Source organism: Halalkaliarchaeum sp. AArc-CO, from assembly GCF_024972735.1.
Taxonomy (GTDB): Archaea; Halobacteriota; Halobacteria; order Halobacteriales; family Haloferacaceae; genus Halalkaliarchaeum.
In genome coordinates, this window is record NZ_CP087723.1 from 2,295,167 (window position 1) to 2,320,001 (window position 24,835).

Annotated in this window: 26 protein-coding genes and 2 pseudogenes; 15 read left to right on the plus strand and 13 right to left on the minus strand. The window is 65.6% G+C overall.

Annotated elements, in window-relative coordinates; all coding sequences use genetic code 11:
* Positions 1-45: 45 nt before the first annotated feature.
* From AArcCO_RS12075 to AArcCO_RS12085, 4 genes and pseudogenes are all read left to right on the plus strand, one after another.
* Positions 46-1,383 (plus strand): DNA polymerase Y family protein, encoded by a 1,338-nt coding sequence (locus AArcCO_RS12075; RefSeq protein ID WP_259533762.1) that lies wholly within the window; start codon positions 46-48, stop codon positions 1,381-1,383.
* Positions 1,384-1,469: 86 nt separating this feature from the next.
* A complete protein-coding gene (locus tag AArcCO_RS12080; RefSeq protein WP_259533763.1) occupies positions 1,470-2,351 on the plus strand; it encodes a 5'/3'-nucleotidase SurE in 882 nt (293 codons plus the stop codon).
* Between the two features lie 106 nt (positions 2,352-2,457).
* Positions 2,458-3,137, plus strand: a pseudogene (locus tag AArcCO_RS15905) (Hint domain-containing protein); the annotation flags it as partial.
* A gap of 4 nt (positions 3,138-3,141) precedes the next feature.
* A pseudogene (locus AArcCO_RS12085) lies at positions 3,142-4,674 on the plus strand (DUF87 domain-containing protein); the annotation flags it as partial.
* A 45-nt stretch (positions 4,675-4,719) separates the two neighbouring features.
* Here the strand turns inward: AArcCO_RS12085 and tpiA are convergent.
* On the minus strand, positions 4,720-5,364 hold the full coding sequence (gene tpiA / locus AArcCO_RS12090; RefSeq protein WP_259533765.1) for a triose-phosphate isomerase: 645 nt from the start codon (positions 5,362-5,364) through the stop codon (positions 4,720-4,722).
* A 135-nt stretch (positions 5,365-5,499) separates the two neighbouring features.
* Between tpiA and AArcCO_RS12095 the strand changes: the two genes are divergently transcribed.
* The gene (locus tag AArcCO_RS12095) at positions 5,500-6,237 is read left to right on the plus strand and encodes a DICT sensory domain-containing protein (RefSeq protein ID WP_259533766.1); all 738 of its coding nucleotides are present in this window, start codon (positions 5,500-5,502) and stop codon (positions 6,235-6,237) included.
* A 288-nt stretch (positions 6,238-6,525) separates the two neighbouring features.
* On the opposite strand, the gene AArcCO_RS12100 is transcribed toward AArcCO_RS12095, so the two are convergent.
* The 4 genes from AArcCO_RS12100 to hisC all read right to left on the minus strand — a co-directional run bounded on the left by AArcCO_RS12100 (position 6,526) and on the right by hisC (position 9,418).
* Positions 6,526-7,062, minus strand: coding sequence for a multiprotein bridging factor aMBF1 (locus AArcCO_RS12100; protein WP_259533767.1), 537 nt, complete (start codon positions 7,060-7,062; stop codon positions 6,526-6,528).
* A 73-nt stretch (positions 7,063-7,135) separates the two neighbouring features.
* Positions 7,136-7,738: a CDP-alcohol phosphatidyltransferase family protein gene (locus AArcCO_RS12105; protein WP_259533768.1), complete on the minus strand. Its 603-nt coding sequence runs from the start codon at positions 7,736-7,738 to the stop codon at positions 7,136-7,138.
* Entirely contained in the window at positions 7,735-8,292 is a 558-nt protein-coding gene (locus AArcCO_RS12110; protein ID WP_259536434.1) for an adenylate kinase family protein, read from the minus strand. Before AArcCO_RS12110 ends, AArcCO_RS12105 begins: the two co-directional genes overlap by 4 nt.
* Before the next feature lie 22 nt (positions 8,293-8,314).
* On the minus strand, positions 8,315-9,418 hold the full coding sequence (gene hisC, locus AArcCO_RS12115) for a histidinol-phosphate transaminase (RefSeq protein ID WP_259533769.1): 1,104 nt from the start codon (positions 9,416-9,418) through the stop codon (positions 8,315-8,317).
* A gap of 137 nt (positions 9,419-9,555) precedes the next feature.
* Between hisC and AArcCO_RS12120 the strand changes: the two genes are divergently transcribed.
* Positions 9,556-10,125 (plus strand): HAD family hydrolase, encoded by a 570-nt coding sequence (locus tag AArcCO_RS12120; protein ID WP_259533770.1) that lies wholly within the window; start codon positions 9,556-9,558, stop codon positions 10,123-10,125.
* Positions 10,126-10,143: 18 nt separating this feature from the next.
* Here the strand turns inward: AArcCO_RS12120 and AArcCO_RS12125 are convergent, their stop codons facing one another.
* Positions 10,144-10,395, minus strand: a complete 252-nt coding sequence (locus tag AArcCO_RS12125) for a DUF5822 domain-containing protein (protein WP_345780865.1) — start codon at positions 10,393-10,395, stop codon at positions 10,144-10,146.
* Positions 10,396-10,522: 127 nt separating this feature from the next.
* Here AArcCO_RS12125 and panB point away from each other — a divergent pair, with 127 nt between their 5' ends.
* Positions 10,523-11,335 carry a 3-methyl-2-oxobutanoate hydroxymethyltransferase gene (gene panB, locus AArcCO_RS12130; RefSeq protein ID WP_259533771.1) on the plus strand — a complete coding sequence of 271 codons (813 nt, stop codon included), beginning with the start codon at positions 10,523-10,525 and terminating at the stop codon, positions 11,333-11,335.
* A gap of 45 nt (positions 11,336-11,380) precedes the next feature.
* Here the strand turns inward: panB and AArcCO_RS12135 are convergent, their stop codons facing one another.
* Positions 11,381-12,349, minus strand: coding sequence for a nucleotidyltransferase family protein (locus AArcCO_RS12135; RefSeq protein WP_259533772.1), 969 nt, complete (start codon positions 12,347-12,349; stop codon positions 11,381-11,383).
* 59 nt (positions 12,350-12,408) lie between these two features.
* Between AArcCO_RS12135 and AArcCO_RS12140 the strand changes: the two genes are divergently transcribed.
* Positions 12,409-12,723 (plus strand): transcriptional regulator, encoded by a 315-nt coding sequence (locus AArcCO_RS12140; RefSeq protein WP_259533773.1) that lies wholly within the window; start codon positions 12,409-12,411, stop codon positions 12,721-12,723.
* 37 nt (positions 12,724-12,760) lie between these two features.
* Here AArcCO_RS12140 and hpt read toward each other — a convergent pair whose 3' ends face one another.
* The 4 genes from hpt to AArcCO_RS12160 all read right to left on the minus strand — a co-directional run bounded on the left by hpt (position 12,761) and on the right by AArcCO_RS12160 (position 17,360).
* A complete protein-coding gene (hpt, locus tag AArcCO_RS12145; protein WP_259533774.1) occupies positions 12,761-13,327 on the minus strand; it encodes a hypoxanthine/guanine phosphoribosyltransferase in 567 nt (188 codons plus the stop codon).
* Positions 13,328-13,411: 84 nt separating this feature from the next.
* Positions 13,412-15,106 (minus strand): cation:proton antiporter, encoded by a 1,695-nt coding sequence (locus tag AArcCO_RS12150; protein WP_259533775.1) that lies wholly within the window; start codon positions 15,104-15,106, stop codon positions 13,412-13,414.
* The gene (locus AArcCO_RS12155) at positions 15,099-16,853 is read right to left on the minus strand and encodes a cation:proton antiporter (RefSeq protein ID WP_259533776.1); all 1,755 of its coding nucleotides are present in this window, start codon (positions 16,851-16,853) and stop codon (positions 15,099-15,101) included. The genes AArcCO_RS12150 and AArcCO_RS12155 overlap by 8 nt, the downstream gene beginning before the upstream one ends.
* A gap of 6 nt (positions 16,854-16,859) precedes the next feature.
* On the minus strand, positions 16,860-17,360 hold the full coding sequence (locus AArcCO_RS12160; protein ID WP_259533777.1) for a cation:proton antiporter regulatory subunit: 501 nt from the start codon (positions 17,358-17,360) through the stop codon (positions 16,860-16,862).
* Positions 17,361-17,626: 266 nt separating this feature from the next.
* On the opposite strand from AArcCO_RS12160, the gene AArcCO_RS12165 reads away from it, so the two are divergent.
* The gene (locus tag AArcCO_RS12165) at positions 17,627-18,034 is read left to right on the plus strand and encodes a winged helix-turn-helix domain-containing protein (protein WP_259533778.1); all 408 of its coding nucleotides are present in this window, start codon (positions 17,627-17,629) and stop codon (positions 18,032-18,034) included.
* Between the two features lie 2 nt (positions 18,035-18,036).
* Positions 18,037-18,336 (plus strand): DUF7521 family protein, encoded by a 300-nt coding sequence (locus AArcCO_RS12170; protein ID WP_259533779.1) that lies wholly within the window; start codon positions 18,037-18,039, stop codon positions 18,334-18,336.
* A 12-nt stretch (positions 18,337-18,348) separates the two neighbouring features.
* Here AArcCO_RS12170 and AArcCO_RS12175 read toward each other — a convergent pair whose 3' ends face one another.
* On the minus strand, positions 18,349-18,759 hold the full coding sequence (locus tag AArcCO_RS12175; RefSeq protein WP_259533780.1) for a hypothetical protein: 411 nt from the start codon (positions 18,757-18,759) through the stop codon (positions 18,349-18,351).
* 107 nt (positions 18,760-18,866) lie between these two features.
* Between AArcCO_RS12175 and AArcCO_RS12180 the strand changes: the two genes are divergently transcribed.
* Entirely contained in the window at positions 18,867-19,271 is a 405-nt protein-coding gene (locus AArcCO_RS12180; RefSeq protein ID WP_259533781.1) for a hypothetical protein, read from the plus strand.
* 22 nt (positions 19,272-19,293) lie between these two features.
* Here the strand turns inward: AArcCO_RS12180 and gfo6 are convergent, their stop codons facing one another.
* Positions 19,294-20,373, minus strand: a complete 1,080-nt coding sequence (gene gfo6, locus AArcCO_RS12185) for a D-xylose 1-dehydrogenase Gfo6 (RefSeq protein ID WP_259533782.1) — start codon at positions 20,371-20,373, stop codon at positions 19,294-19,296.
* Between the two features lie 123 nt (positions 20,374-20,496).
* Between gfo6 and AArcCO_RS12190 the strand changes: the two genes are divergently transcribed.
* The 4 genes from AArcCO_RS12190 (at position 20,497) to hutI (ending at position 24,815) form a co-directional block, all read left to right on the plus strand.
* The gene (locus tag AArcCO_RS12190) at positions 20,497-20,652 is read left to right on the plus strand and encodes a hypothetical protein (protein ID WP_259533783.1); all 156 of its coding nucleotides are present in this window, start codon (positions 20,497-20,499) and stop codon (positions 20,650-20,652) included.
* An 88-nt stretch (positions 20,653-20,740) separates the two neighbouring features.
* A complete protein-coding gene (gene hutU / locus AArcCO_RS12195) occupies positions 20,741-22,477 on the plus strand; it encodes a urocanate hydratase (RefSeq protein WP_259533784.1) in 1,737 nt (578 codons plus the stop codon).
* A complete protein-coding gene (locus AArcCO_RS12200; RefSeq protein ID WP_259533785.1) occupies positions 22,474-23,538 on the plus strand; it encodes an agmatinase family protein in 1,065 nt (354 codons plus the stop codon). Before hutU ends, AArcCO_RS12200 begins: the two co-directional genes overlap by 4 nt.
* Positions 23,535-24,815: an imidazolonepropionase gene (gene hutI, locus AArcCO_RS12205; RefSeq protein WP_259533786.1), complete on the plus strand. Its 1,281-nt coding sequence runs from the start codon at positions 23,535-23,537 to the stop codon at positions 24,813-24,815. Before AArcCO_RS12200 ends, hutI begins: the two co-directional genes overlap by 4 nt.
* The last annotated feature ends 20 nt before the right edge of the window (positions 24,816-24,835 follow it).

The window sequence follows — 24,835 nt, forward strand, 5'->3', positions numbered from 1 at the left end:
ACGGACAGCGAAGGTTAACGGTCGTCCGACACCCATTTCCCGTCGATGGAGGCAGCCCGACTGCCCGGTACCGCCGACGAGGACGACCAGCGGATCGTCCTGCACGTCGATATGGACTGCTTTTACGCCTCCTGCGAGCGGCTGCGCGAGCCCGAACTCGAGGGGGAGCCGGTGGTCGTCGGCATGGGGTACGAGGCCGGCGAGACGAACGGTGCGGTCGCGACCGCGAGCTACGAGGCGCGCGAGCACGGCGTCGAGAGCGCCCAGCCGATCTCCCGGGCGCTGGAGCAACTGCCGCGGATCGACGGCGAGACGGCAGACGGGACGGACACCGATCACCGGGGACACTACCGGCCGGTCGACCTGGAGTTCTATCGAACCGTCGCAGCGGACGTGAAGTCGGTGTTACACGACTGCGCCGACGTCGTCCGGGAGGTGAGCATCGACGAGGCGTACCTGGACGTCACCGACCGCACCGGGTGGGATCCGGTTCCCGGCGGCGATCCGAGTGGGGCGGCGGGGCCGGCCGAGACCCGCCGGCTGGCCGAGGGGTACGCCAGACACGTGATCGAGCGGATCGACCGCGAGGCCGGCGTGCCCGCCAGCGTCGGCGTCGCACCCAACATGTCGACCGCGAAGATCGCCTCCGACTTCGACAAACCTAACGGTCTGACGGTGGTTCCACCGGGCCACGTCAGGGAGTTCCTTTCGCCGCTTTCGACCGCCGAACTCCACGGCGTCGGTCCGGTGACAGCCCGTGAACTCTCGGAGCAGGGGATCGAAACCGCCGACGATCTAGCGGCGGCGGACCCGACGGAACTCGAAGCGCTGTTCGGCCAGCGCGGTCGGGAGCTGTACGCCCGGGCCCGCGGCGACGACGACCGCGAGGTGACGCCGACCGGTCGGCCGAAGAGCCTCTCGCGGGAGTCGGCATTCGCCGAACCGGTACGCGAGGGAGAGCCGAAACGCGAGACAGTCCGGGCGCTCGCCGCGGACGTCGCCGACCGCGCCCGGAGCCGGGAGGCGCTGTACCGGACGATCGGGATCAAGGTCGTCGAACCGCCGTTCGAGGTGAACACCCGCGCGGAGTCGCTCTCGGGCCCCGTCGACGATCCCTCGCTGGTCGAGGAAATTGCCCTGGACCTACTCGAGGAGTTCCACGACCGGCGGGTACGCAAGCTCGGCGTGCGCGTCTCGAACCTCTCGTTCGAGGCGGGGGATCAGGCGACGCTCGGCGGATTCGAGGGGGCGGACGCCGGGATCCGAGACGACGGAGACGAGGACGACGGAGACGAGGACGACGGGCACACCAGCTCGAGGCCGTCGCGCTTCCGTCGGGGCTCCGGCCAGGCCGCGCTCGACGAGTGGACGGAAGACGGGTGAGGCGTCGACGCCGTACGGGGAACCCGGGACGAAAGGACCGACGTCCGGTACGTTCTTGTACGAGAGCGACCCATCTCCCGAAACCAGTGACCCGGCCGAGGATCCTTCTCACCAACGACGACGGCATCGACGCCCCGGGGCTCGCGTCGCTGTACGAGGAGCTGACGGCGATCGCCGACGTCACCGTGATCGCCCCCGCGGAGAATCAAAGCGGCGTCGGACGCACCCGCAACGGCACCGTGACGGTTTCCGAGAGCCCTCGCGGCTACCGGGTGACGGGGACCCCAGCCGACTGCGTGGCGTTCGGCCTCGGCGGCGGCGTGAGCGCCGAGTTCGATTTCGTCGTGGCGGGCGTCAACGACGGCCCGAACGTCGGAAACTACGTCGTCGGCCGGTCGGGAACGGTCGGGGCCTGCATCGAGGCCTCCCTCCTCGACACGCCCGGTATCGCCGTGTCCGCCTACCACTCCCGGGACTACCACTGCTACCCGGCCGAGCGCTACGAGTTCGATCGGCCGGCTGTCGTCGCGCGGCGGCTTCTGACTCGGCTCTCCTCGACGAACGCGGCGACGGACATCGACGTGCTGAACGTGAACGCCCCGGTCGATCTCGCGGCGGCGCCGCTTCGGCTCACCAGCCTCGTCGTCGATTACTCCCAGCGCGTCGAGTACGACCCCGCCGACGGCTCGGTGACGGACGGCTACCACGAGTCGATTCCCGACCGGGACGCGAGCCGGGGCGATCCGGACGGAACCGACGTCGAGTTGATCGACAAGACGTGGCCGCACGTCGAAGGCTACGAGAACCCGCTCGAGGGAGCGGCCCGCTACCGGGATCGGTATCCCGAAGCCAGCGACCGACGGGCGCTCATCGACGGCGCCGTGAGCGTCTCGCCGCTCTCGTCGTCCCTCTCGGCGGTCGATTCGCCGGCGCTCGCCTCGCTGGTGGAGACGATCGACGAGACGTGAGGGCCGTAACGAGCGGCGATAATCCATGACGGAACGTGAACGAGGCGTCTGACGTGCGTCCGACAACGGGCAACACCTTTGCCATCGCCACGTGGAACCTACGCCAATGAGCGACGACGCGAAGGACGAAGAAACCATTCACGTCGCGGAAGCGAGCGCCGGACCGGGCGCGTCCCCGGACGTCGAACCCGGGTCGCCGATCGAGATCCCCGCGGTCGAACTGCTCACCGGACGGGGGTTCGTCACCGGAAAGTCGGGGTCGGGAAAGAGCATCCTCGAGGGAACCCCTGTCGAGACGCTCGAGGGTCCGAAACCCATCGAACACGTCACCGAGGGCGAACGGGTGCTCTCTATCGACACCGACACCGGCGAGCCCGCCTTCCGGCCCGTCAGGGCGAGCATCCGGCACACCGACGACGACCTCCTCCGGATCGAACTCGAAGACGGGACCGAGATTGTCGGCACCGGCGACCACAGCTTCCTCACTCGCGAGGACGGCGACCGGGGGGAGATCGTTCCGGTTCGCGGCGACGAACTCGAGGCGGGTGACCCGATGCCGACCTCGCCGACACACGTGGAGGGTCGCGCCTCGTCGCCCCAGGCGTCCCGAACCCGTGCCGACGGTGGGATTGCCGCGACGCCGACCGCGACCGCGTGTTCCCCCTCGAGCGACGACGTCCGCTGGCAGCAGGTCGCCTCGATAGAACCGTACCCCGGCGAATACGAGGTGTACGATCTCGACGTCGCCGGCACGGACACGTTCCTCGCGAACGGCGTGTTCGTCCACAACTCCAACACCGCCTCCGTCTTCGTCGAGAACCTGCTGGCGGAGAACCTCAACGTCCTGATCGTCGACACCGACGGCGAATACTACGGCCTCAAAGAGGAGTACGAGATCCTCCACGTCGGCGCCGACGAGGAGTGTGACATCGTCGTCTCGCCGGAACACGCCGAGAAACTGGCGAACCTCGCGCTCGAACAGAACGTACCGATCATCCTCGACGTCTCGGGCTACCTGGAAGAGGACGTCGCGAACGAACTCCTTTTGGAGACGACGAAACACCTCTTTGCGAAGGAAAAGAAGCTCAAAAAGCCGTTTTTGCTCGTCGTCGAGGAGTGTCACGAGTACATCCCCGAAAGCGGCGGAATGACCGAGACCGGGAAGATGCTCATCAAGGTCGGGAAACGGGGGCGGAAACACGGGCTCGGCATCGTCGGCATCAGCCAGCGCCCCGCCAACGTCAAGAAGGACTTTATAACCCAGTGTGACTGGCTGGTCTGGCACCGACTCACCTGGGACAACGACACGAAAGTCGTCGGTCGGATCCTCGGATCCGATTACGCCGACGCGATCGAAGATCTGGACGACGGTGAGGCCTTCCTGATGCGCGACTGGGCGGACTCGATCGATCGGGTGCAGTTTCACCGCAAGCAGACGTTCGACGCCGGTGCGACGCCGGGGCTCGAGGACTTCGAGCGCCCGGAACTCAAAAGCGTCTCCGGGAACCTCGTCTCCGAACTCGAAGAGATCAGCGACGAAAAGGAGCGCCAGGAATCGAAGATTGCCGACCTCAAACAGGAACTCGACCGCAAGCATGCGCGGATCCAGCAGCTCGAACAAGAGCTCGAGGAGGCGCGGGACCTCTCGCAGATGGCCGACCAGTTCGCCCAGGCGCTCCTGGGCCGAGCGGAGGCACCTTACCGGGGGGGGCAGGGCCGAAACCTGCACCGCGAGGAGGTGTCCGACCAGTCGGTACTTCCGGAGTACGAATCGGACGGAGCCGATGGCCCCGAAGATCGGAACCCCGATACTCGAGGTGAAACGACGGGTCGAAGGGAAACGGAGGCTCCAGGCGAAGCCGAGTCTCCAGGTGAAGCCCGTTCTGCAAACGAAACAGAGGGTTCGGGCGCAGCCGATGTGCCGGACAGCCGTGCCGCGAACGGCGGCCCGGTTGCACCGATCGACGCCGCCGACGTCGCGGAGGCGGCAATGGAGTTCGCGGCCGACGTCCGGCTCGGCACGAGAGAGGCAGTCATCCGCGAGCTTCGCGACCGGATCGAGTCGCTACCGGAGCTTTCCAGGCGGATGCTCGATCACTACCGCCGGGAGGGGACGAGCGAACCGGTCGCCGCCCACATCGACGCCGGCGGCGACGGCGACAGACAGCTGGCGTACGGACGCAACCGACCAGTCAGGACCGCCGGACTGATCCGCCACACCGGCCAGGGGGAGTACACCTACGCGATTCCGGAACTGGTCCGGGACGCGTACGCGGATCGCCTCGGCGACGACGAGGTCGAAGAAATGGTCGAGGCGATCGAGGAAGCGCTCGACGACGAGACTCCCGAGGACGAAAACTGACGCCTCTCAGATCTCGCTGACCAGATCCCACAGCACCGCCTCGGGATCGTCGGCCTTGGCGACCCCCGACGCGAGCAGCACGCCCTCGGCACCCAGTTCCTGTGCGGCGGCGACGTCAGAGCCCGTCGAGACGCCGGCACCACAGAACACCGCCACGTCCTCGTCGACGGCGGCGGCGGCGTCGACGGCGTCCTCGACGATTCCCGGATCCGCGGTCGACACCGAGACGTCGCCGCCGATCAGCTCCGGCGGTTCGACCGCGACGGCGTCGGGACTGAGCGCGGCAGCAGCACCGACCTGCGCGGGATTGTTCGCACAGACGACCGTCTCGAGACCCGCCCGTTCGGCCGCCGACAGCGCGCCGTCGACGTCGGCCAGACGGAGCCGTCGCTCGGAGTGGTTTATGAGGGTCCCTGCGGCACCGGCGTCGGCGACCGCCTCCGCGAGCGTCGAGCCGGTGTGGCTCCCGTGTTCGACCGGGGAGACGTGCTGGGCCCACGTCTCCGCGCCGGTGTCGTGGATCGCGCGCAGTTCGGCCGCCTGCGGGGCGACTGCCATGCGGACGCCGGACTCCTCGCTCACTTCCCGGACCGCCGCGGCGACGGCAGGTCCCTCACACGGGTACGCCTTCAGGTTCACCAGAACGAACATACCGTGAGTGGTGGCCCGCGTGGCCAAATAGCTTCACGATCCGGACACACTTCGGTCGGTCGAGCCGGCACGCGAACCGAACAAGTGGGAGTAATTGTCAAATACCTGCTTCTCGAAACCCCGAACGAAACCGAGATGTCCCTCACCGAGCTTATCGCCGGCGTCGAATCCTACGAGAAGACGCTTTCGGTGATCAACGCGGACGACGACGTCGTCGCGGATCTCCGCGAGCGCTTTGCGGATCGGAACCTCCGGATCGAGACCGCGACGATGGATGGAGGTCCCGAGTCGTTCGGCGTGCTGGGACAGACGGGGACGTTCCTGACGGCGATCGATCTCGATGAACTGGCAGAACCGGAAACACAGCGGGATCCGGAGTTCGTTGCCGGCACGTACCGTCCGATCCTCGATCACCTCGACGAAACGATGTTCACCTCCTACTCTTCGAGGGAGATGCTCGCTGCCTCCCGCGAGATCGAGGACCGCGCCTGGCGGATCGGTGCGGGCAAGCTCCACGCCGGATTTCAAACCCTCGAGGTGTTTTCGAAGGAAGCTGCTACCTACGAACGGCTCGGAAGCAAACAGGGGTTGTCGGTGCACGCGTACGCCGTGCCCGAGGGGACACCCCCGAACCTGAAACACGTCACCCTCCACGTCGAACGGAACACCGAGATACGGAAGACGTGGTTTGTCGCCTACGACGGTGCCGGCGTCGACGACAACAAGTGCGCGCTGCTGGCCGAGGAGCGCGAGGACGGCGACTACTACGGGTTCTGGAGCTACGATCCCTCCACGGTCGACTACATGATCGACCACCTGACCGCCACGTACGGCTTCGCCGAACCCGACGACCGCGACGGCGTGACGCCGTGACTTCCGCTCGGCCCGGCGGCGAAGATTCCTCCGTAGGTAACTGGTTGCGTTCCCGGTTCTCGCAGTCCAATACTTAAAAACACCCTGGGCAGTGCTCGAGGAACAGGTACGTGAAACAGGGGACCGTTCGAACAGACCCCTCGAGATGCAGTGCGTACAGCATCCAACTCTCCTCCTCGTCGTTGTACCGGGAGCGAGGGCCGAAGGCCCGAGTTATCGGCTTTGTCCCTCGACCGTTTTCACCGAGCGGTCCTCCGAAAGCGAACCCGAGGCAGAAAAAGGTCGTTGCTAGTCTTTCCGCTTGACTACGTCGCCAAGCGTCATCGTCCCCGTCGAGTCGCTGGACCACTCGGAGTCTTCGACGTCCTCGCCCTCGAGGAGCGAGATCTCGAGTTCCCGCTCGAGTTTCTTTTGAACGTCGTCGCTGGGGAGAATGTCGCCGCGTTCGAGCTTCCGAATCAGGCTCGCCTTCTCGTTGAGCTTCTTCGCGAGCTCCTCCTGGCTCATGCCGGTCGACTCGCGGGCGTTCCGGATCCGGTCGTCGTAGTCGGCCGCGAGCTCGTCCATCTCGTCGAACATGTCCCGCCGGCGCGACCGGGAGGATCCGCCCGACCCCGTGCTTCCGGCGCCCCCGCCGCCGGAGTCGCCCGATGCGGTGCCCGAACTCGAGGTCGTGGAGTACTTGCTCCCCGAGGAACCGGTAGACTCGGTGCGGACCTCCGTGCCGAACTCCGAACAGGAGTCACAAAGCTCCAGCTCGGCGCCTTCGACCTTGGTCGTGGTGAGGGACGGCTTCTCCGCACCACACATCTCACACTGGGGCATACACGTCCGTACCGCCGCCGAGAGTAAAAACCACACGCCCCAGTGTCGAGCGCCGAGAACGGACCCCGGCGCGTCACAGATCGGACCACGCGCCGTAGAACCGCTGGAGCGCGGTCAGGTGGCCGACCACCGCGAACGCGACGAGTAGCAGTTCGACGACAGTAAAGCCCGCGGCCAGTTCGCCGGGGACCACCGCCGCAACGACGCCGACGACGCCCACGAGCGCGAGGCGGTCCGCCCGTCCGAGGGCGCCGCCGTACTCCCGACCGAGGCCGACCGCCTGGATCTGGGTGCCGAGATACGAGGTCATCAACACCCCGGTGACAGCCAGAAAGCCCAGCAGATACGCACCCGTTCCCGCCGCGAGTCCGGCGATGATCGCGATGTCGGCGTAGCGGTCCAGCACGTGATCCAGCAGGTCGCCCGCCGCCGACGCCTGGTTTTGACGGCGAGCGAGCGCGCCGTCGACCAGATCGAGCCAACCGTTCGCGAACACCAGCACCGCGCCGACGACGAACCAAACTGGCTCCGCGATCGCGAACGCGCCGCCGGCCGCAAGCGCGCTGCCGAACGCCAGCACGCTCACCCCGTCGGGGGAGAGGCCGACCGCGTCGGCGGCGTCGACGAACGGCCTCAAGGCCCTGTCGGCGATCGGGCGGAGCCGATCCAGCGTCACCCGTCTGTCCCCCCCGGGAGAAACTCGAGATAGTCGACCTGGCCGGCGCTGGGCGCCCGCTCCCCGCGAACCACTGCCGCGATCTCCTCGGCCACCGTCGAACTCGGCCAGTCGGTCGTGTCGATCTCGAACACCGACTCCCGGCCGTGACGTTCGACCGCCTCCGAGAGGATCACGTCGAGCGCCTCGCTCTCGCGGTTCTCCACGGCGTTCGCGGGTGACTCCCCGCGGTTCAACAGCCGTTCTTCCAGCACGTCCGGCCGGCACCGCAACACGATCACCCGGTCCGCCTCGAGGTGGTGGGCGACGTGCGACTCGACGATCCCGCTCCAGTCGCCCAGCCGGTCGCGCACCGCATCGAGATCGACGACGAGGGTGTCGCGCTCCGCGTCGCGGTCGGTCCACAGCCCGTCGGATTTCACGAGGTCGTTGAGGTGAACGACGTCGACCTCGAGGTCGGTGGCGTCGGCCAGTTGCTCGGTCGCGGAGGTCTTTCCGGTTCCGGGAGTCCCGGTCACGACGACCCGGCGGGCACGGCTCCCGGGGGGCGACATGTCGTCGGCCTCTTCGGCCCTTTCAGTCACGCGTCCTCACCCCGGCGACGTCGGCGTCGGCGAGCACCTCCTCGAGCGTCTCGACCGCGAGTGTCGTCTCCTCGCGGGTTCCACAGGAGATGCGGACGTACTCGGGGAGCCCGAAGCTCGTGCAGTCCCGGATCACCACGCCCGCCCGTTTGCTGCGTTCGGCGACCGTTTCCGCGTCGCCGACGTGTGCCAGCACGAAGTTGGCCGCGCTCTCGACGGTCGGGACGTCGAGTTCGGTCCGGAGGTACTCCCGGCTCCATCTCGCAGTCTCGACGGACGTCTGGAGGTGGTCGTCGTCTCCCAGTGCCGCCATCGCCGCCCGACAGGCGAGTTCGTTCACCGCGAACGGGGTGTTCACCCGGGCGTAGGCGTCGCCCCATTCCCCGGGGACGACCGCGTAGCCGACCCGAAGGCCGGCGAGTCCGTACGCCTTCGAGAACGTCCGGGTCACCGCAAGGTTTCGGTGGGAGTCCAGCAGCTCGATACTCGAGGGAGACTCGCTGAACTCGCCGTACGCCTCGTCGACGATCACGAGCGTCCGGTCCTCGACCGACGAGAGCAGTTCCAGAAGCTCGTGCCGCGGGAACTCGGATCCAGCAGGGTTGTGGGGCGTGGTGACGTAGACGATCCGCTCGCCGTCGTAGGCAGACAGCACGGCGTCTGCGGTCCCGGCGAAATCGTTCCCGGACGAGAGGTCGTACGTCGCCACCGTCCCGTGGTGGTACCGCGCGCTCATCGGGTAGTACGCGAACCCGGGGTCGGGGACGAGCACTCGATCCCCCGCTGACAGCATCGCCCGGGCGAGGTAATCAAGCGCGCCGTCGGCCCCCGGAGAGAGCCACACCTGCCGGGAGTCGACCCCCCACTCCGCGGCGATTCGGTCGGTCAGATCGGCGTGTGCGGCCTTCGGATACTGGTGAATGCGGTCGGCGTGTTCCCTGATCGCTTCGACCGCGGCTGGGCTGGGTCCGTGGGGGTTCTCGTTCGAGGAGAGCGCGACGAGCTCGTCGGGATCGACGCCGAGTTCCCGGGCGACCTCCTCGATGCCGCTTCCGGGGACGTACGGCGAGTGTGAAGAGAGGTCCCGTGGTTGCATGTCGGAAGCCTCGGGACCGCGCGACTTAAGGGTGCTCAAGCCGCTTCGGCCCTGCGGTCAGGGATCGGTGTATCCGCGCTATTTTCTCGGTCTCCGTTTTCGTGGCCCATTTGTTCGTTCGATCCCTGGAGGGGGGCATGGACGGATACGACGCCGTGGTGTACGACCTGGACGGCACTCTCGCCAGGCTCGACGTCGACTGGGAGGCAGTCGCCCGAGAAGCGGCAGCAGTGTACCGGACCGCGGGAGTCGATCCGCCGGCCGGGGACCTCTGGAACCTGTTAGACGAAGCCGGAGCGCACGGCGTCGGCGAGGAGGTCGCGAGACTCGTCTGCGAGCGGGAACGCGAGGGCGCACGTCGATCGGATCGACTGTTCCTCGCCGATCAGCTCGTCGAACGAGCATCGGCCGGCGTCCCGATCGGTGTCTGCTCGCTCAACTGCGAGGACGCCGTCCGGATCGCGCTCGCGGAACACGGACTCGCCGAGTCAGTCGGCCAGGGAGCGATCGTGGGACGGGACACGGTCGCGACCCGAAAGCCGGATCCGGAGCCGTTGCTGTCGACGTGTCGGGCGCTTTCGGTCGACCCCGAACGAACGCTGTTCGTCGGCGACTCCCCCCGGGACGAACGAACTGCAGACCGCGCCGGTACCGGGTTCGCGTACGTCTCGGAGCTCGTTTCGGATCGCGACGAACCGTCCCCCTAGTCCGCGTCGATCCCCCGATCAGTCGACGCCGGTCACCCGGTGTCGCTTCGCGTAGGCGAACACGGCGATCGCCGTGAAGAACCAGATCGGCGCGCCGACCCGGATCGCGAACGCGGCGCGTTCGCCCCACGTCGCGAGCTCGACGCCGGTTCCCGAAGCCAAAAGCGCGACGGCGGGCGCGCCAACGATGATGGTGACGACGAACGTCACCTGCATCACCCAGCCGTAATCGACCCCCTCCGGGTCGGTCTCGTCGACGACTCGTGGCACGACCGAGCGGTTTGTGGGGTGGCGAGTAAGAGTTACCGATTCCGTCCCCTGACGCCCCCGGCGCGTCGTCTGGTCCGGACGACCGGCCACCGGACGCTTTATTCTTCGGGTGTCTGAACGTGGAGGTATGGTGACGACACGCGACCTCCGCGAGCGCGCGGGCGAGGAGCCGATCACCATGCTGACGGCGTACGACGCGCCGACCGCAGAGATCGTCGATCGGGCCGGCATCGACGTGATCCTGGTGGGCGACAGCATGGGAAACGCGGTGCTCGGTTACGAGACGACGCTTCCGGTGACGCTCGAGGAGATGCACAGCCGGACGTCTGCGGTTGCCCGAGCGACCGATGAGGCGCTCGTCGTGGCCGACATGCCGTTTCTCTCGTTCGGCGTCGATACGGCCGAAAGCGTGGAAAACGCCGGCCGACTCCTGAAGGAGGCGAACGCCGACGCGGTCAAAATCGAGAGCGGCCGGCACACGGTCGAACTGACCGAACGGCTCGCCCAGGTCGGGATCCCGGTGATGGCACACGTCGGGCTCACCCCACAGCAGGTCAACGAGCTCGGCGGCTACGCCCGGCAGGGAACCACACAGGACGCAGCCAAGGATCTGCTCGAACTCGCGATCGCCCACCAGGAGGCCGGGGCGTTCTCGGTTGTACTGGAACACGTCCCCGCGAACGTCGCCGCCAGGGTGACCGAGGAGCTGTCGATCCCGACGATCGGGATCGGCGCCGGCGGCGACTGCGACGGCCAGGTGCTCGTGATCACCGACGTCCTGGGGATCGAGGCGGAGTCGCCGTCGTTTTCCAAACAGTACGCCGACCTCAGAGGCGAGATGAAACGGGCCGTCGAGGAGTTCAAACGGGAGGTCGAATCCGGCGCGTTCCCGGCCGAGGAACACAGCCACGTCGAGGAGGGCCTCGAAGGACTGGACTGATACTGATTATGAGTGCCAGTGGTCTCGGGAAACCGGCTCGCGACGTCACTGCCCGTTTCCGATCCGGCTGTGGGCCCCGATGAGTGCGCCGGCGAAGTCGAGCCCCTCGATGTGGGTGTCCTCGTCGATGATCGACCGCTTGATCTCCGCGTCACGAATCGTCACGTCCGGAAAGACGATCGCCTCCGACAGCGACGAGTTGACGACCGAAGAGTCAGCCATCACGTGGACGTTCTCGTCTAACTGGGAGTGTTCGACAGTCGCGTCGGGATGAACCAGGCAGTCGCCGTCGAGTTTCCACCGGACGGCGTCGAGATAGCTTTCGGGGGTTCCGATGTCGAACCAGGCACCGTCGAACGTGAACGCGTGGACCTGCTTTCGCTCCTGGAGCCACTGGATGAACCACCCCGGTTCGTCCGGATTGTTTCCGCCCTCGAGATACGTCTCGAACAGCGACAGCGACGTCGCGGGGAACGCGTAACAGGCGATCGACACCAGCGTCGAGTGGGGGTCGTCGGGCTTCTCCTGGAAGTCGACGACCCGCTCGCCGTCGAGTTCGACCAGCCCGTACGACTTCGCCCGCTCCCGGGAGCCGACGTCGTAGGCGGCGAGAGCGGGCGTCTCCCGGCGCTGGTAGAAGTCGAGGAACTCCGCGAGGTCGAAGCTGATGAGGTTGTCACCCGCCACAACCAGCAGGTCGTCGTCGATCCCCTCCCGTCGGATGAGCTGTGCGAGCGCGCCGATCACGCCGAACTTCTCGGACTCGTTTTCGGTGTCCTCGACCGAGAGGATCGGCTTCTCGTAGGGGGCGTCCGCAAGATACTCCCGGAAGTCCTCCTCGAAGCGCTCGTTCGTGCTCACGTACACTTCGTCGATCCGGTCGTCGACTTCCAGATCGGCGAACGTCTCGTCGATCACCGTGTTCTCGCCGACGGGAAGAAACATCTTCGGCCGGTTTTTCGTTATCGGCCACAGCCGCGTCGCGTATCCGCCCGCGAGCACGATCGCCTTCATGACTACAGGGTTACTGCCGGTCGGTAAGTCTCTTTTCCTCGGCGGCCGTCTACCAATCGATGAGTGACGAACCGACGGAGGAAACCGCATTCAGAACCACCCGTCAGCGGATCGCCGAGCTCCTCCGCGAGTCCGAGGCGACCGCGAGCGAACTCGCAACACAGGTCGACGTGCCGGTTCCGGCCGTTTACGATCACGTCAGCCACGTCGCACAGTCGCTTTCGACGGCCGACGAGGAGCTGCTCGTCGCGCCGCCGACGTGCCGCCGCTGCGGATTCGACGGGTTCGACGATCCGGCGAACCAGCCGTCGCGGTGTCCCGAGTGTCGAAGCGAGGACGTAGCCGAGCCAGTTTTCACGATCCACGGAGAGTAAACGACACTCGCGGGGATCGGAGGGTGTCCAAGGGCAGCTATCCGTCGCCGCGGCGATCGACGATGACCACCTCGCCGTCCTCGACGGTGACGTTGATGAGCGTCTTGACCCGGTAGTCAGTGTCGTCCAGCTCGTTCGGGCCGGTCTTTTTGATGACGGCGACGACGTCGATTATCTCCGCGCCGATGTCCGACAGCGCATCGAGGATTCCCTTCATCGTTCCGCCCGTCGAGAGCACGTCGTCGAGCACGAGCACGCGGTCGCCCGCCTCGACGTCGTTTATGAACATCTCCGACTCGGAGTAGCCGGTCTGCTTGGCCAGCGACACTTCCCCGTCGAGGCCGTACTCCCGCTTGCGGATCACGACGAGCGGGATGTCGGTCATCAGGGAGACAGCCGTCGAGATGTGGATCCCCATCGCCGCGGGGGTGACGATCTTGTCGACGTCTTCCAGTTCCGCCTTCCGGATGATTTTGATGACGATCTCCCGGAGCAGTTCCGGTTCGAGCATCGGGACGCCGTCGCTGATCGGATGAACGAAGTACTGGTATTCGCCCTTCTCGATGATCGGGGCGTCGAGCAACGACTGTTCCAGTCGATCCATGTCGTGGGTACTGGGGTAGGAAGATAAAAAGTGACGGTTCGCAGCTCACGGGGGGCTGGAGCTGTGAGAAACGATCCCGAGCGGTCACCGACGCCCGAGCCGTCGTTCGACGTCGAACAGCTTCATCGCTTCGAGATAGTTCCGGTGTTCCGCCTCGAGTGAATCCACCGCCCGCTCGTCCCCGAGGACGCGCTCGACGTTGTCGACCAGTTGATCGGCCGCCAGCACGTCCGGGACGGCGACGAACTCCGCACCGGCCGCCAGGAGTTCGCGTGCTTCCCCGGATTTGTCGGCCCGGAGAATGACGTCGGCGCGCGTTTCGAGTGCGAGAATCGACTCGGAAACCGGCCGGTGATCGGCAGTCGATATCACGAGCTGTGCACGGTCGACCCGGGCCAGGTCCATCGGATACGACGCCATCGCGTCGCCGAGCACGTAGTTGCGACAGTCGGCACGGAGGTCATCGAGCAGTGTCGGATCGTTCTCGAGAACGACGTATTCCTCGCCGAGTTCCTCGAGTGTTTCCACGACCCGCCGCCCCTGGCGGCCGTAGCCGACGACGACGACGTGATCGGTCAGTCCGTCCTCGACGCTACTGTTGGTGTCGATGTACCGGGTTCGCCCCGAAAGTATCGGCTCCAAGATTGCGTCGTAGAAGGCGTTCTCGTACCGCTCTGAAACCGCCCCGATAATCATCGTCGCGACGCCGGCGAGAACGATCGCCTCGAACAACGGTGGGGCGATCGTCCCGAGCAGCCACGCCTGGATCGCGATCACGAGCGACAGCTCGCTGACCTGGTTGAGGCTCGACCCAGCCAGGAACGCCGTCCGGCCGTCGTATCCCTCGAACACGAACGCGAGCGCGTGCAGTGCCGGGTTGGCTGCGATGACGAGCAGCGTGAGAATGCTCGAAAGCACGACGACCTCGATGGTCGGAACCGCCACCAGCGCACCCAGGGTGACGAAGAAGATCGCAGCGAAGAAGTCCTTGATCGACTCGATCCCGTTTCGAACGGCGAGCGACTCCACCCCTTCGCTCCGGACTGCCAGCCCAGCAGCGAACGCCCCGACGACGATCGAGATCCCAACCGTTTCGGCGGCGGCCAGGAACGCGATCAGGATCGAGATGCTCCCCATCAAGATTAGCTCCTCGCCGCCATCGGAGATCCGAACCAGTGCGGGGTAGCCGTGGCGGTAGATGAGCAGGCCCGCCAGGACGAACAGCACGGCGTAGCCGATCTTCGAGGTGATCAACTGTGCGTCCGTGATGACTTCCGCCGACAGGACGACCAGTGCCATGATCGCCACCACATCGTCGAAGAAGTGCACCGAGGAGGCGAGACGACCGTACACGAGGTCGTTTCGGATCTCTTCAGCGAGTACGGCACCACCGACGAGCGTCGAACTCAGCGTCGCCGCCGCGCCGAAGTAGATCGCGTTCCGGAACGGATCCTCGAACCCGAACAGGTCGCCGAGAAGATACCCGATTCCGACGGCGATCGGCGCAACGAGGGCCAGCTGCGTGAGTGCGGCGACTTCTCCGTCTCGCAGCACCGACTGGAGGTCGCCGAGGTCGATCCGGATCCCGAAGACGAACACCAGGAAGGCGATCCCCCACAGCGCGAGTTCGACCAGCGCGGGCTGGCCGACGACGAGCCCCGTTATCAGCCCCGCGATGATGTAAAACGGGATCGGAGGAAGGCCGAGCTGGTTTGCAACCAGCAGCAAGGCCCCGGCGGTGACGAACACCACCGCGAGGGCGATCACGAACTCAGTCATCGTCACCACCCCACCGGCGCGGGTCGGCCTGGAGATCGAACCGCGGCGACGTCGGCCCGTCCCGTCGCCGTCCTCTTCGCATGATGGTCTCGATGTCGGCGGCGATCGCCTCCTCGAACGCCTCCCGGTCGGTGAAGTACCGCTCGATGTAGTCGCTCAACTTTTCCCCGGCCAGATACGTGTCCATGATGACGTACGCCGCACCCTGCTCGTAGAGTGTGTACGCGTCGACGATCCGGTCGGCCTCGACGAAGACGACGGCGTCGTCCGGTGCCTCCGCGAGCAACGCGGCGTTGACGTCCCGTTCGACCGTCGAGCTGAGGACGAACTTCGCGTTTTTGAGCCCGGCCGCCTTCCGGATCTCCGTGTGGCGGACGTCCCCGAAGAGGTAGTCGTATTGTCCCTCCTCGCGGAGCTCGGCGACGTGTTCGGTTTTCCGGTCGACGACGACGACCTGCCCGTACCGTTCTTGCAATAGCGGCAGCGCCTGTTCGGTGATCTCGTCGTAGCCGATCGCGACGGCGTGGTCGTCGTACTCGCGGAGTTCCCTGTCGATCTTCTCGTCGGACTGGAACCGCTCGAACCAGGGGTGGACGCGTTCGTATATCTCGTGGTTGTAGGTGATCACGTACGTCGAGGCGGTCATCGTCAGCAACGCCATCAGCGTCAGGTACCCGAGGATGTCTGGACCGATCAGCTCCTGCTGGAGCGCGAGCGCGCCGACGACGAGCGAGAACTCGCTTACCTGGACCATGTTGATGCTGCCGAGGAACGACGTCTCGACGCTGAACCCCTCGCGGTCGATGAGGTAAAACATGATCCAGAAGTTGCCGATCATCAACACGACCGACGCGACGACTGCTTCCTGCCAGTAGGCGAGCAGGCTGGCGAGGCTCTCGATCTGGAGGCCGATCGACGCGAAGAACACGAGGATGAAGAAGTCGGTGATCGGCGTGATCCGGTCTTCGAGCTCCTTGCTGTACGGGAGCTGGGCGAGACTGATCCCGGCGAGGAACGCGCCCACTTCGACTGAAAGTTCGAACGCCTCGGCGATCGCGATAAAGAGGAACACCCACGCGATCGCCACGACGAGGAACACCTCCTTTTGATCCGCGATCCGGCGGAAGAGCCGTGGGAGGAGATACCGCGAGGAGGCGAGCGAGAACAGCCCGATAAAGCCCATCATGACGAAAATGACGCCGAGCGTCGTCGCGACCTGTACCGGATCGTCCAGCCGGTCGGCCGAAAACAGCGCGAGCACGACGACGAGATAGATGTCCTGAACGATTAGCACGCCGACGTCGATCTTGCCCGGCAGGGAGGTGATCTCGTTTTTGTCCGTGAGGAGTTTGACGATGATCGGCGTCGCCCCGAAGACAGTTGCCAGTGCGATCACGATGATCTCGACGGTTGCGAACCCGAGCGCCCAGGCGACAGCGAACGCCAATGCGGTCTGGAGGATCGTCTGTCCGACGGCGATGTTGGTGATCGGCCGGAGGATCTCGCGAATGTCGTCGAACCGCATCTTCAATCCGAGCAGGAACAGGAGGAACCCGAGTCCGAGTTCGGCCATTACCTCGACGAGCCCCTCGATGGTGACGACGTCGAGCGCGACCGGCCCGAGCACGACGCCCGTGAGAATGTAGGCGACGATGGTCGGCTGGCCGAACTGACGTGCCAGGAGCGCGATCGCCGTCGCAGCCACGATGATGAGTGCGAAATCCGCGGAGAGAACGACCTCAGTCACGGCAGCTCACTGCGGTTGCGTTCCGTGAATCAGTTCGCCCAGCTTTTGGTGTGCCGTCTGATCGCCGATTGCGACGAGGTGGTCGTCGACCTGGAGAACGAAGTCGTCGGAGGGATGAACTGTCCGGTCCCCCCGCCGAATGATTGCGAGCACCACAGCGTTCGTTTCGACGCTGACGCCGAGGTCGCCGAGAGACTCGCCCACCGCCGGTGCGTCCTCCGCGACCTGGTACCACTTGGTGTGCTCGTCGGTCGGCGTGACCTCGCCCGCCTGTGCCGGCACCGGCTGGTAGTATGCGCCGACCAGTAACAGCCCGAGTGCCCGGGCCTGGGAATCGGTCAGTTCGACTACGTGCTCGAAGTCGACTGTCTCGTCTCCATCGCGATAGTACAGGTCCCTTCGCCCAGTATTGTGGATGAGTACCGCGACGGTTTCCTCGGCAGAGAGATCCGCCTCGTAGCGGACGCCGACACCTGGCAGATCGCGTTCCCGTATTTCGAGTGGCATGGGTTGGTGATCGAAGCGCGTCAGGACGGCTTCTATCCGACTATTGGGGAATCCAGCCCGTCAATCTTCCAGTCGATTTTACAGGCCTAAACAGTTTCTCCGATCGGATCAGCAGCGTCGGGCAAGGACGGCGGTTCTTCGCGAAACGTGGGTTTTCACTCGCCGATAACGACCGAGGAAACGGATGTGACGTTCTCGATCTGGTGAGACGAGACAACACCTTTCAGCTCCCGGACCGAACCAGCGAGAGAACGGACGAGACACACATGAGCAAACAGTGGGATCCCGACGGAATCTTCGAGGTACTGGCGTGCAAAGAAAGCCGGCGGATCCTGGCGGCCGCAAGCGTGCGGCCGGTCACGGCAAAGGAACTCGATCGGCTGTGTGACGCGTCGCTGCCCACGATCTACCGTCGGGTCAACGTACTGGTCGAGTATGACATGCTGTCAGAGGAACGGATCGTCGGCCCCGACAACGAACAGTCGAAACAGTACTCGACTGATCTCGAAGAGATCAGAGTCACGGTCGCGGACGGCGACGTCGACGTCAACGTCGAAATCAAGAAGGACACCGTCGAGAAGTTCGGAGAGCTGTTCGAGGACCTCGGCGAGGGGCACCGGAAGACGTCGGCCACCGAATTCCCCGACCTCTCTTCGACGCTTCCGGAGGAGTAGCCATGGCGAACGCACAGCTGTGGATGTTCGTCGTGAGCAACCTCCTCGTGTTCTCCATCGGCGGCGCGCTCACGGTACTCAGCTACCGGGCGCAACTGCGACTCGGGCGGGAGAACCTCCGGTTTACAACGATCGGGTTCGCGTTGATCACGATAAGCACCGCCGTCGAGGCAGTGTACGCCCCCGGGATTTCGGGCGGTGATTGGCTCACGAGTGGCCAGTTGCTCACCCTGTACACGATCGAATCGCTGTTGATCGCGTCTGGGCTCGCCTGTATCGCCTACTCAGTCCTTCGGTACTAACTCGTCGACAGGTCACTCCTCTGCGATCACTTTTTCGGCACGGTCGTTGACCCGTTCGAAGTACTCGAGAACGTTCTGTCGGTTGCTGTCTAACGTCTGGGCGATCTGTGTCGGAGTCTGGCCCCACGCCGCGTACATGTAGGCGGCGATCTCGGCGGTCCCCGCGACCGCGACGTTCACGGGGATGCCGCCCTCGCCGACGCCGCCGATTCGGAACCCGTCCACGGCAGTGTAGAGGTCCGCAAACAGCCGCGCCCGGTCTTCGTCCGCGAACGTGACGGCCTCTCGAACCGGTGCGTGGAACCGGAACGACCGCCCCTCTTCCGGGTGGTCCCGCTCGACGAGGAAGACGTCCGCGGGATACTCCCGCAGGATCGATTCGTATTCGTCCAGATCCGGATCAGTGTTCAGGTACGACGTCATGACTCATGGTTTTCCCCCCAGCTGTATTAATGCTCACTCTCGAAGCTGCTCGCCTGCGAAAGCCTCCCGACACAAAACCCATTATGTTGCCTCGGAGAACTACTTCCATGAAACGCCGCCGAGCCCTCCAGATAGCGCCGACAGCGGTGAGCATCCTGGCCGCTGGCTGTCTTTCGGACCCCGGGGAGGAGGACGCCACAGACACGCCGGGGACTGTCACCGAAACCCCGCCCCTTGAGACCATGCCGGCGGGAACCCGGATCGTCGAGGTAGTCGTCCGGGACGGGTTCTCCGGGACAGTGGTACTCGATCCCGGCTGTCGCGACGTGGAAGTTCGGGTCTCTCCCGGGGAACGGAACGATCTCACTCGCGAAAATGCGGGCGAAACGTGCACCATCGAGCTCAGATCCGACGACGAGTTGCTTTTCGAAACACGAGTCGCCGACTACGAGAGCCTCGAGTTGACTGTTCGGGCCGACGGCGAGGTAGCCGTCCACGCGGTCGCCGTGTGATGCTGACTCCTGTTGGCCGGGATCACTGATCGGCGATGGTGACCTCGACCCGCCGAGCCTCTTTGGCAGAACGATACACGGCCATCGCGGTCTGGACGTCGACGAGGCCGTCGCGACCGTCCGGTTCCGGCTTGTCGCCCGTCAACAGACAGTGGGCGAAGTAGTCGAACTCCTCGACCGTTTCGTCACGGCCGAACCCCGTCTGTTCCAGCGTGCCCTCGGTGGTCTCGACCGTCAGTTGTCGGTCGGCGTTCACGCCGAACGCGTCCCGCAGCGCCACCCGACCCTCGGTTCCGTGGATCGAGAGTTCGGCGTTCGAGTGGCCGCTGAAACTGGCCGAAAAGTTCCCGATCGCTTCGGGGAACTCGACGCCGAAGTCGACGTGTTCGTCGACGTCGCCGAACGGTCCGCTCGTCCGGGTCGTTCCCCACACCGCGACCGGATCCGCATCGAGCAGGAACCGCGAGGTGTTGAGCGGGTAGACGCCGACGTCCATCAGCGCTCCCCCGCCGGCCAGGTGGTCGTCGAGTCGCCACTGGTCTGGGCCGTTCGAACCGCCGAGCACGTCGAAGCTGAAGTTGCCGAACAACCGGACCGGATCGCCGAGCCCGCCCTGCCGGACGAACTCTCGCAGCCGACGGACGACCGGATCAGTCTGCATCCGGTAGGCCGTCATCAGCGTCACCCCGGCCTCCTCACACACCGCGACCGCCTTGCGGGCCCTGTTTGCGGTCGCCTCCAGCGGCTTTTCCGAAATCACACTCTTCCCGTGATCAGCGGCCGTCTCGATCTGCGGGAGATGCTTCCGGTTCGGCGTGGCGACGTAAACGGCGTCGTATTCGTCTTCGGCCTCTCCGTCGGCGTACTGCTCGTAGGTGAGGCCGACGGCGTCGTACTCTCGGGCCGTCTCAATCCGACTGGTCTCGGTCCCGCTGACGACGACCGTCGGGACGCAGTACTCGCTCTCGGCGATCGCCGGAAGCGAGACCATTCGGGCGTAATTCCCGAGCCCGACGACGGCCATTCGAACGATCCCGTCGGGGGTGGTGTCCCAGTCGCGCCGATCGGGTCCAGTGAAGACGTCCAGCGATGTGTCCGACATGGCTCGCTCTACTCCCCGATGGGGGTAATCCTTTGTGCCGCCGCGAACTCTCAGTCGACGCACGAGTTGTGTTATAAGGTATCAATTAACAGGATTCTTGGTGGAGGGCTGCATACGACAGTCATGAACGAATCGCGACCGCCATCGACGGAGGAGACGCGTCGAACTCGGAGACGACTGCTCGCGGTCGGAGTCACGGGACTGCTCCTTGTACTTGCGGGGTGTGCTGATCCCGACGACGACGGTGACGACGATGAAAACGGCGGCGGCCCGTATTGACCGACGGCGATTCTATTGACCGACGGTGATCAGTTTCGAAACCCGGCGGTGCCTTTTCAGTAGGGCCGGTCGTACGTCCACTGTTGACATGGACACCAACCGATCCACCGCCGACTCGCAGTCGCCACCCAGCGACCAGTGGCGCGAGTACCAGGGGGCGCCGACCGGGACCGACCTGGAGTGTGAGGGGTGGCGACAGGAGGCGGCGCTGCGGCTGCTCAACAACAACCTGGACCCGGAGGTGGCCGAAGACCCCGAAAAGCTGGTCGTGTACGGCGGCACCGGACGGGCGGCCCGATCGTGGGACGCCTACGACGCGATCCTCGAACAGCTCCGGGAGCTCGACGACGACGAGACGCTGTTGATCCAGTCGGGGAAACCAGTCGGACGGTTCGAGACGCACGAGCGCGCCCCGCGGGTGTTGATTGCGAATTCCAATCTCGTGGGCAAGTGGGACAACTGGGAGCACTTCCACGAACTGGAGGCCGAGGGGAAAATCATGTACGGGCAGATGACGGCCGGTTCGTGGGCGTACATCGGGACTCAGGGAATCATCCAGGGAACCTACGAAACGCTTGCAGAACTCGCCCGCCAGCACTACGATGGCGATCTCGCGGGGAAGATCGTCGTCACCGGAGGCCTCGGCGGCATGGGCGGGGCACAGCCGCTGGCGGTGACGATGAACAGGGGCGTCTGTATCGCCGCCGAGGTCGACGAGCGACGCATCGACCGCCGGATCGAGACGGGCTACTGCATGGAGAAAACCGACGACCTCGAGGAGGCGCTGGACCGCGCAAGGGAGGCGGTTCGGGCCGAAGAGCCGTACAGCGTCGGGGTTCACGTGAACGCGGCGGACATGCTCGAGGGGCTGGTGGAGCGGGACTTCGTCCCCGACGTGATCACGGATCAGACGAGCGCCCACGACGTTCTCGAGGGGTACTACCCGTCGGGATACACAGTGGAGGCGGCCGATAGGCTCAGGGAGGAGGATCCCGACGCGTATCGGCGGGAGAGCCTCGACACGATGGAGCGACACGTCGACGCGATCCTCAAACTCCAGGATCGGGGCGCAGTCGCGTTCGAGTACGGCAACAACATCAGAGGGCAGATCGCAGAACAACGCGGCCGCGATGACGCCTTCGAGTTCCCGGGATTCGTCCCGGCGTACATCCGCCCACAGTTCTGCCGGGGGAAGGGACCGTTCCGGTGGCTCGCGCTGTCGGGCAATCCCGAGGACATCTATCGGACCGACGAGGCGATCCTCGAGTTGTTCCCCGAGAAGGACCATCTCAGGCGATGGATCGAACTGGCGCAAGACCGGATCCAGTTCCAGGGGCTCCCGAGCCGGGTGTGCTGGCTCGGATACAACACCGAAGGCGGTGGGGTCGAGGGACTCACGGAGCGGGCCCGCTTTGCCCTCCGGATCAATGACCTCGTCGCCGACGGCGAGATCACGGCTCCGATCGTGGTCACCCGGGACCACCTCGACGCCGGCAGCGTCGCCAGCCCGTACCGGGAGACGGAGGCGATGAAGGACGGGACCGACGCCGTCGCCGACTGGCCGATCCTCAACGCGTTGCTCAACTGCGCGGCGGGGGCAGACATCGTCAGCGTCCACGACGGCGGCGGCGTCGGGATCGGCAACGCGATCCACGCCAACAACCACGTCGTGCTCGACGGGACGGAGCTCGCCGCCAAAAAGGCGGAGGCGGTGTTCACGACCGATCCGGGAACCGGCGTGATCCGCCACGCCGACGCCGGCTACGAGGAAGCGATCGCCGAGGCCCGCGAGTCGGGGGTCGAGATCCCCATGGACGAGCAATGATCGACGGGATCGTTGCCCCCGACTGGCGGGGATGGGAGGGTCCGTCCGACGATCCGAACGATCGGCAGTTCGGCGACGTGATCGAGGGTGCAGAGAAAGGAGACGTCGCGGACGACCCGGATGCGGTCCTCCTCGGCGAACCCTACGACGGAGCGGTGATCGGCCGCCGGGGCGCACGGGAAGGCCCTCTCGCGATCCGCCGCTCGCTCGCGGGAACGAAGACCGCCCACTGTACTGCAGGAGCAACCAGTCCCCTGTCGGCGACTCGGATCGTCGACATCGGCGACGTCGCGCGTTCTGGTGACGTCGCGGACGACCAGACGGGGGCTGACGTCGCGGACGACCAGACGGGGAGTGACGTCGCGGACGACCCGACGGGAGGCGACGTCGCCGCAGTCCAGACGCAGGTTCGCGAGGTCGCCGGGGAGGTCCACGCGCTCGATTCGCTTCCGGTTTTTCTCGGCGGTGACAACTCGCTTTCGTACGCCAACGTGGCGCCCCTCCTGGATCGGGGGCAGGTCGGCGTCGTGAACTTCGACGCCCACCTCGACTGCAGGGCACTCCACGACGGTCCGACGAGTGGCACTCCCTACCGGCAGCTGATCGAGGACGGCCTCGACACCTACGTCGCCGTGGGAGTCCGCCACTTCGAGACGTCAGGGCCGTACGTCGAGTACGTCCGCGACCGGGGCGGAACGATCGTCCCGGCGGACGCGTTCGACGACGGCGTCGACGCAGCCGTCGAGGCGGTCCGCGAGGCAGTCGCCGACGTCGAACTGCTCTACATTAGCGTCGACTGCGACGTCCTCGATGCGGCTGTCGCACCCGGCGTCAGCGCGCCGACACCCGGCGGTCTCACCGCCAGGGAGCTGTTTGCGGCCGTCGGAGATCTGGTCTGTGACGACAGGCTCGCGGGATTCGAGATCGTCGAGTGTGCGCCGCCCCTGGACGTCGATGGCCGGACAGTCGACGCAGCTGCGAGGACTGTCGCACATGCACTGTACGGTGCGCTCGTTCGGAGAAACGGAGGAGACGATACCGACAACGACCACAACCAATGAGTTACACGATCGTCCACGACGCGGCGGAACTGGTCGTCGGACCGGCGGACGACCTCAGCGGGGGAGTCGACACCGACAGCGTCACACTCGAGGCAGGGGGCGTTCTCGACACCCGATCCGACGCGGCAGTCGTCCTCGAAGACGGCATCGTCATCGAGATCGGTTCGAGCGACGAACTCGTCCGGCAGTACCCGATCGAGAACGCAGCCGCAGCCGTCGACGCAACGGGACAGTGTGTCCTCCCGGGGTTCGTCGACGCCCACACCCACGCGCTGTTCGTCGGTGACCGGTCCGACGAGTTCGAGGCAAAGCTCCGCGGACAGACCTACCAGGAGATCCTCGCCGAGGGGGGCGGGATCCTCCGGACGGTCCGTCGCGTCCGGGAGGCGAGCGAACAGGAACTCCGGGATCGGCTGCTCGAACATCTCGACGTGCTGCTCGCCCACGGGACGACAACGGTCGAAGTGAAGTCCGGCTACGGACTGAACACGGAAACGGAGCTGAAGATGCTGTCGGCAATCGACGGGGCCGACGACGAACACCCCGTCGACGTGGTGGCGACGTTCATGGGTGCACACGCGATCCCGGAGGGTGCCGACGCGGACGACTACGTCGACAGCGTGGTCGAAGACCAGCTGCCGGCGGTCGCCGATCAGGGGATTGCAGAGTTCTGTGACGTCTTCTGCGAGGAGGGGGTTTTTACCCTGGAGCAGTCCCGTCGGGTACTGGAGGCTGGCGCAACGCAGGGCTTGACGCCGAAGATCCACGCAGACGAGTTCGAACGGCTGGGCGGGACCAGGCTGGCGGCCGAACTCGGCGCCGCCAGCGCCGACCACCTGCTCCAGTCGACCGACTGGGACGTCAGGGCACTGCTTTCGGCAGACGTCACGCCGGTGTTGCTCCCGGGGACCGCGTTCGGGCTGGGCGAGGGCTATCCGGACCTCGAGCCGTACCGGAAGCGGGGCGCCGTTCCCGCGATCGCGACCGACTTCAACCCGAACTGCCACGCCCCGAGCCCCGGGTTCGCGGCGACGCTCGCCTGTGTTGGGATGGGAATGACTCCAGCGGAGGCGGTGGTCGGGATCACCGAACGGGGCGCCGCCGCGATCGACCGGGATCGAGCATCCGGTGGCGCCGGTACTTTGACCGTCGGCGCACCGGGCGATCTCGTCGTGATCGACGGATCGTCACACCGACATCTCCCGTACAACTTCGGGGTCAACGTCGTCGAAACGGTTCTGAAGGCCGGCGAGATCGTCGTCTCGCGCCATCCGTAGTTTTCAAGCCCCACGCCTTC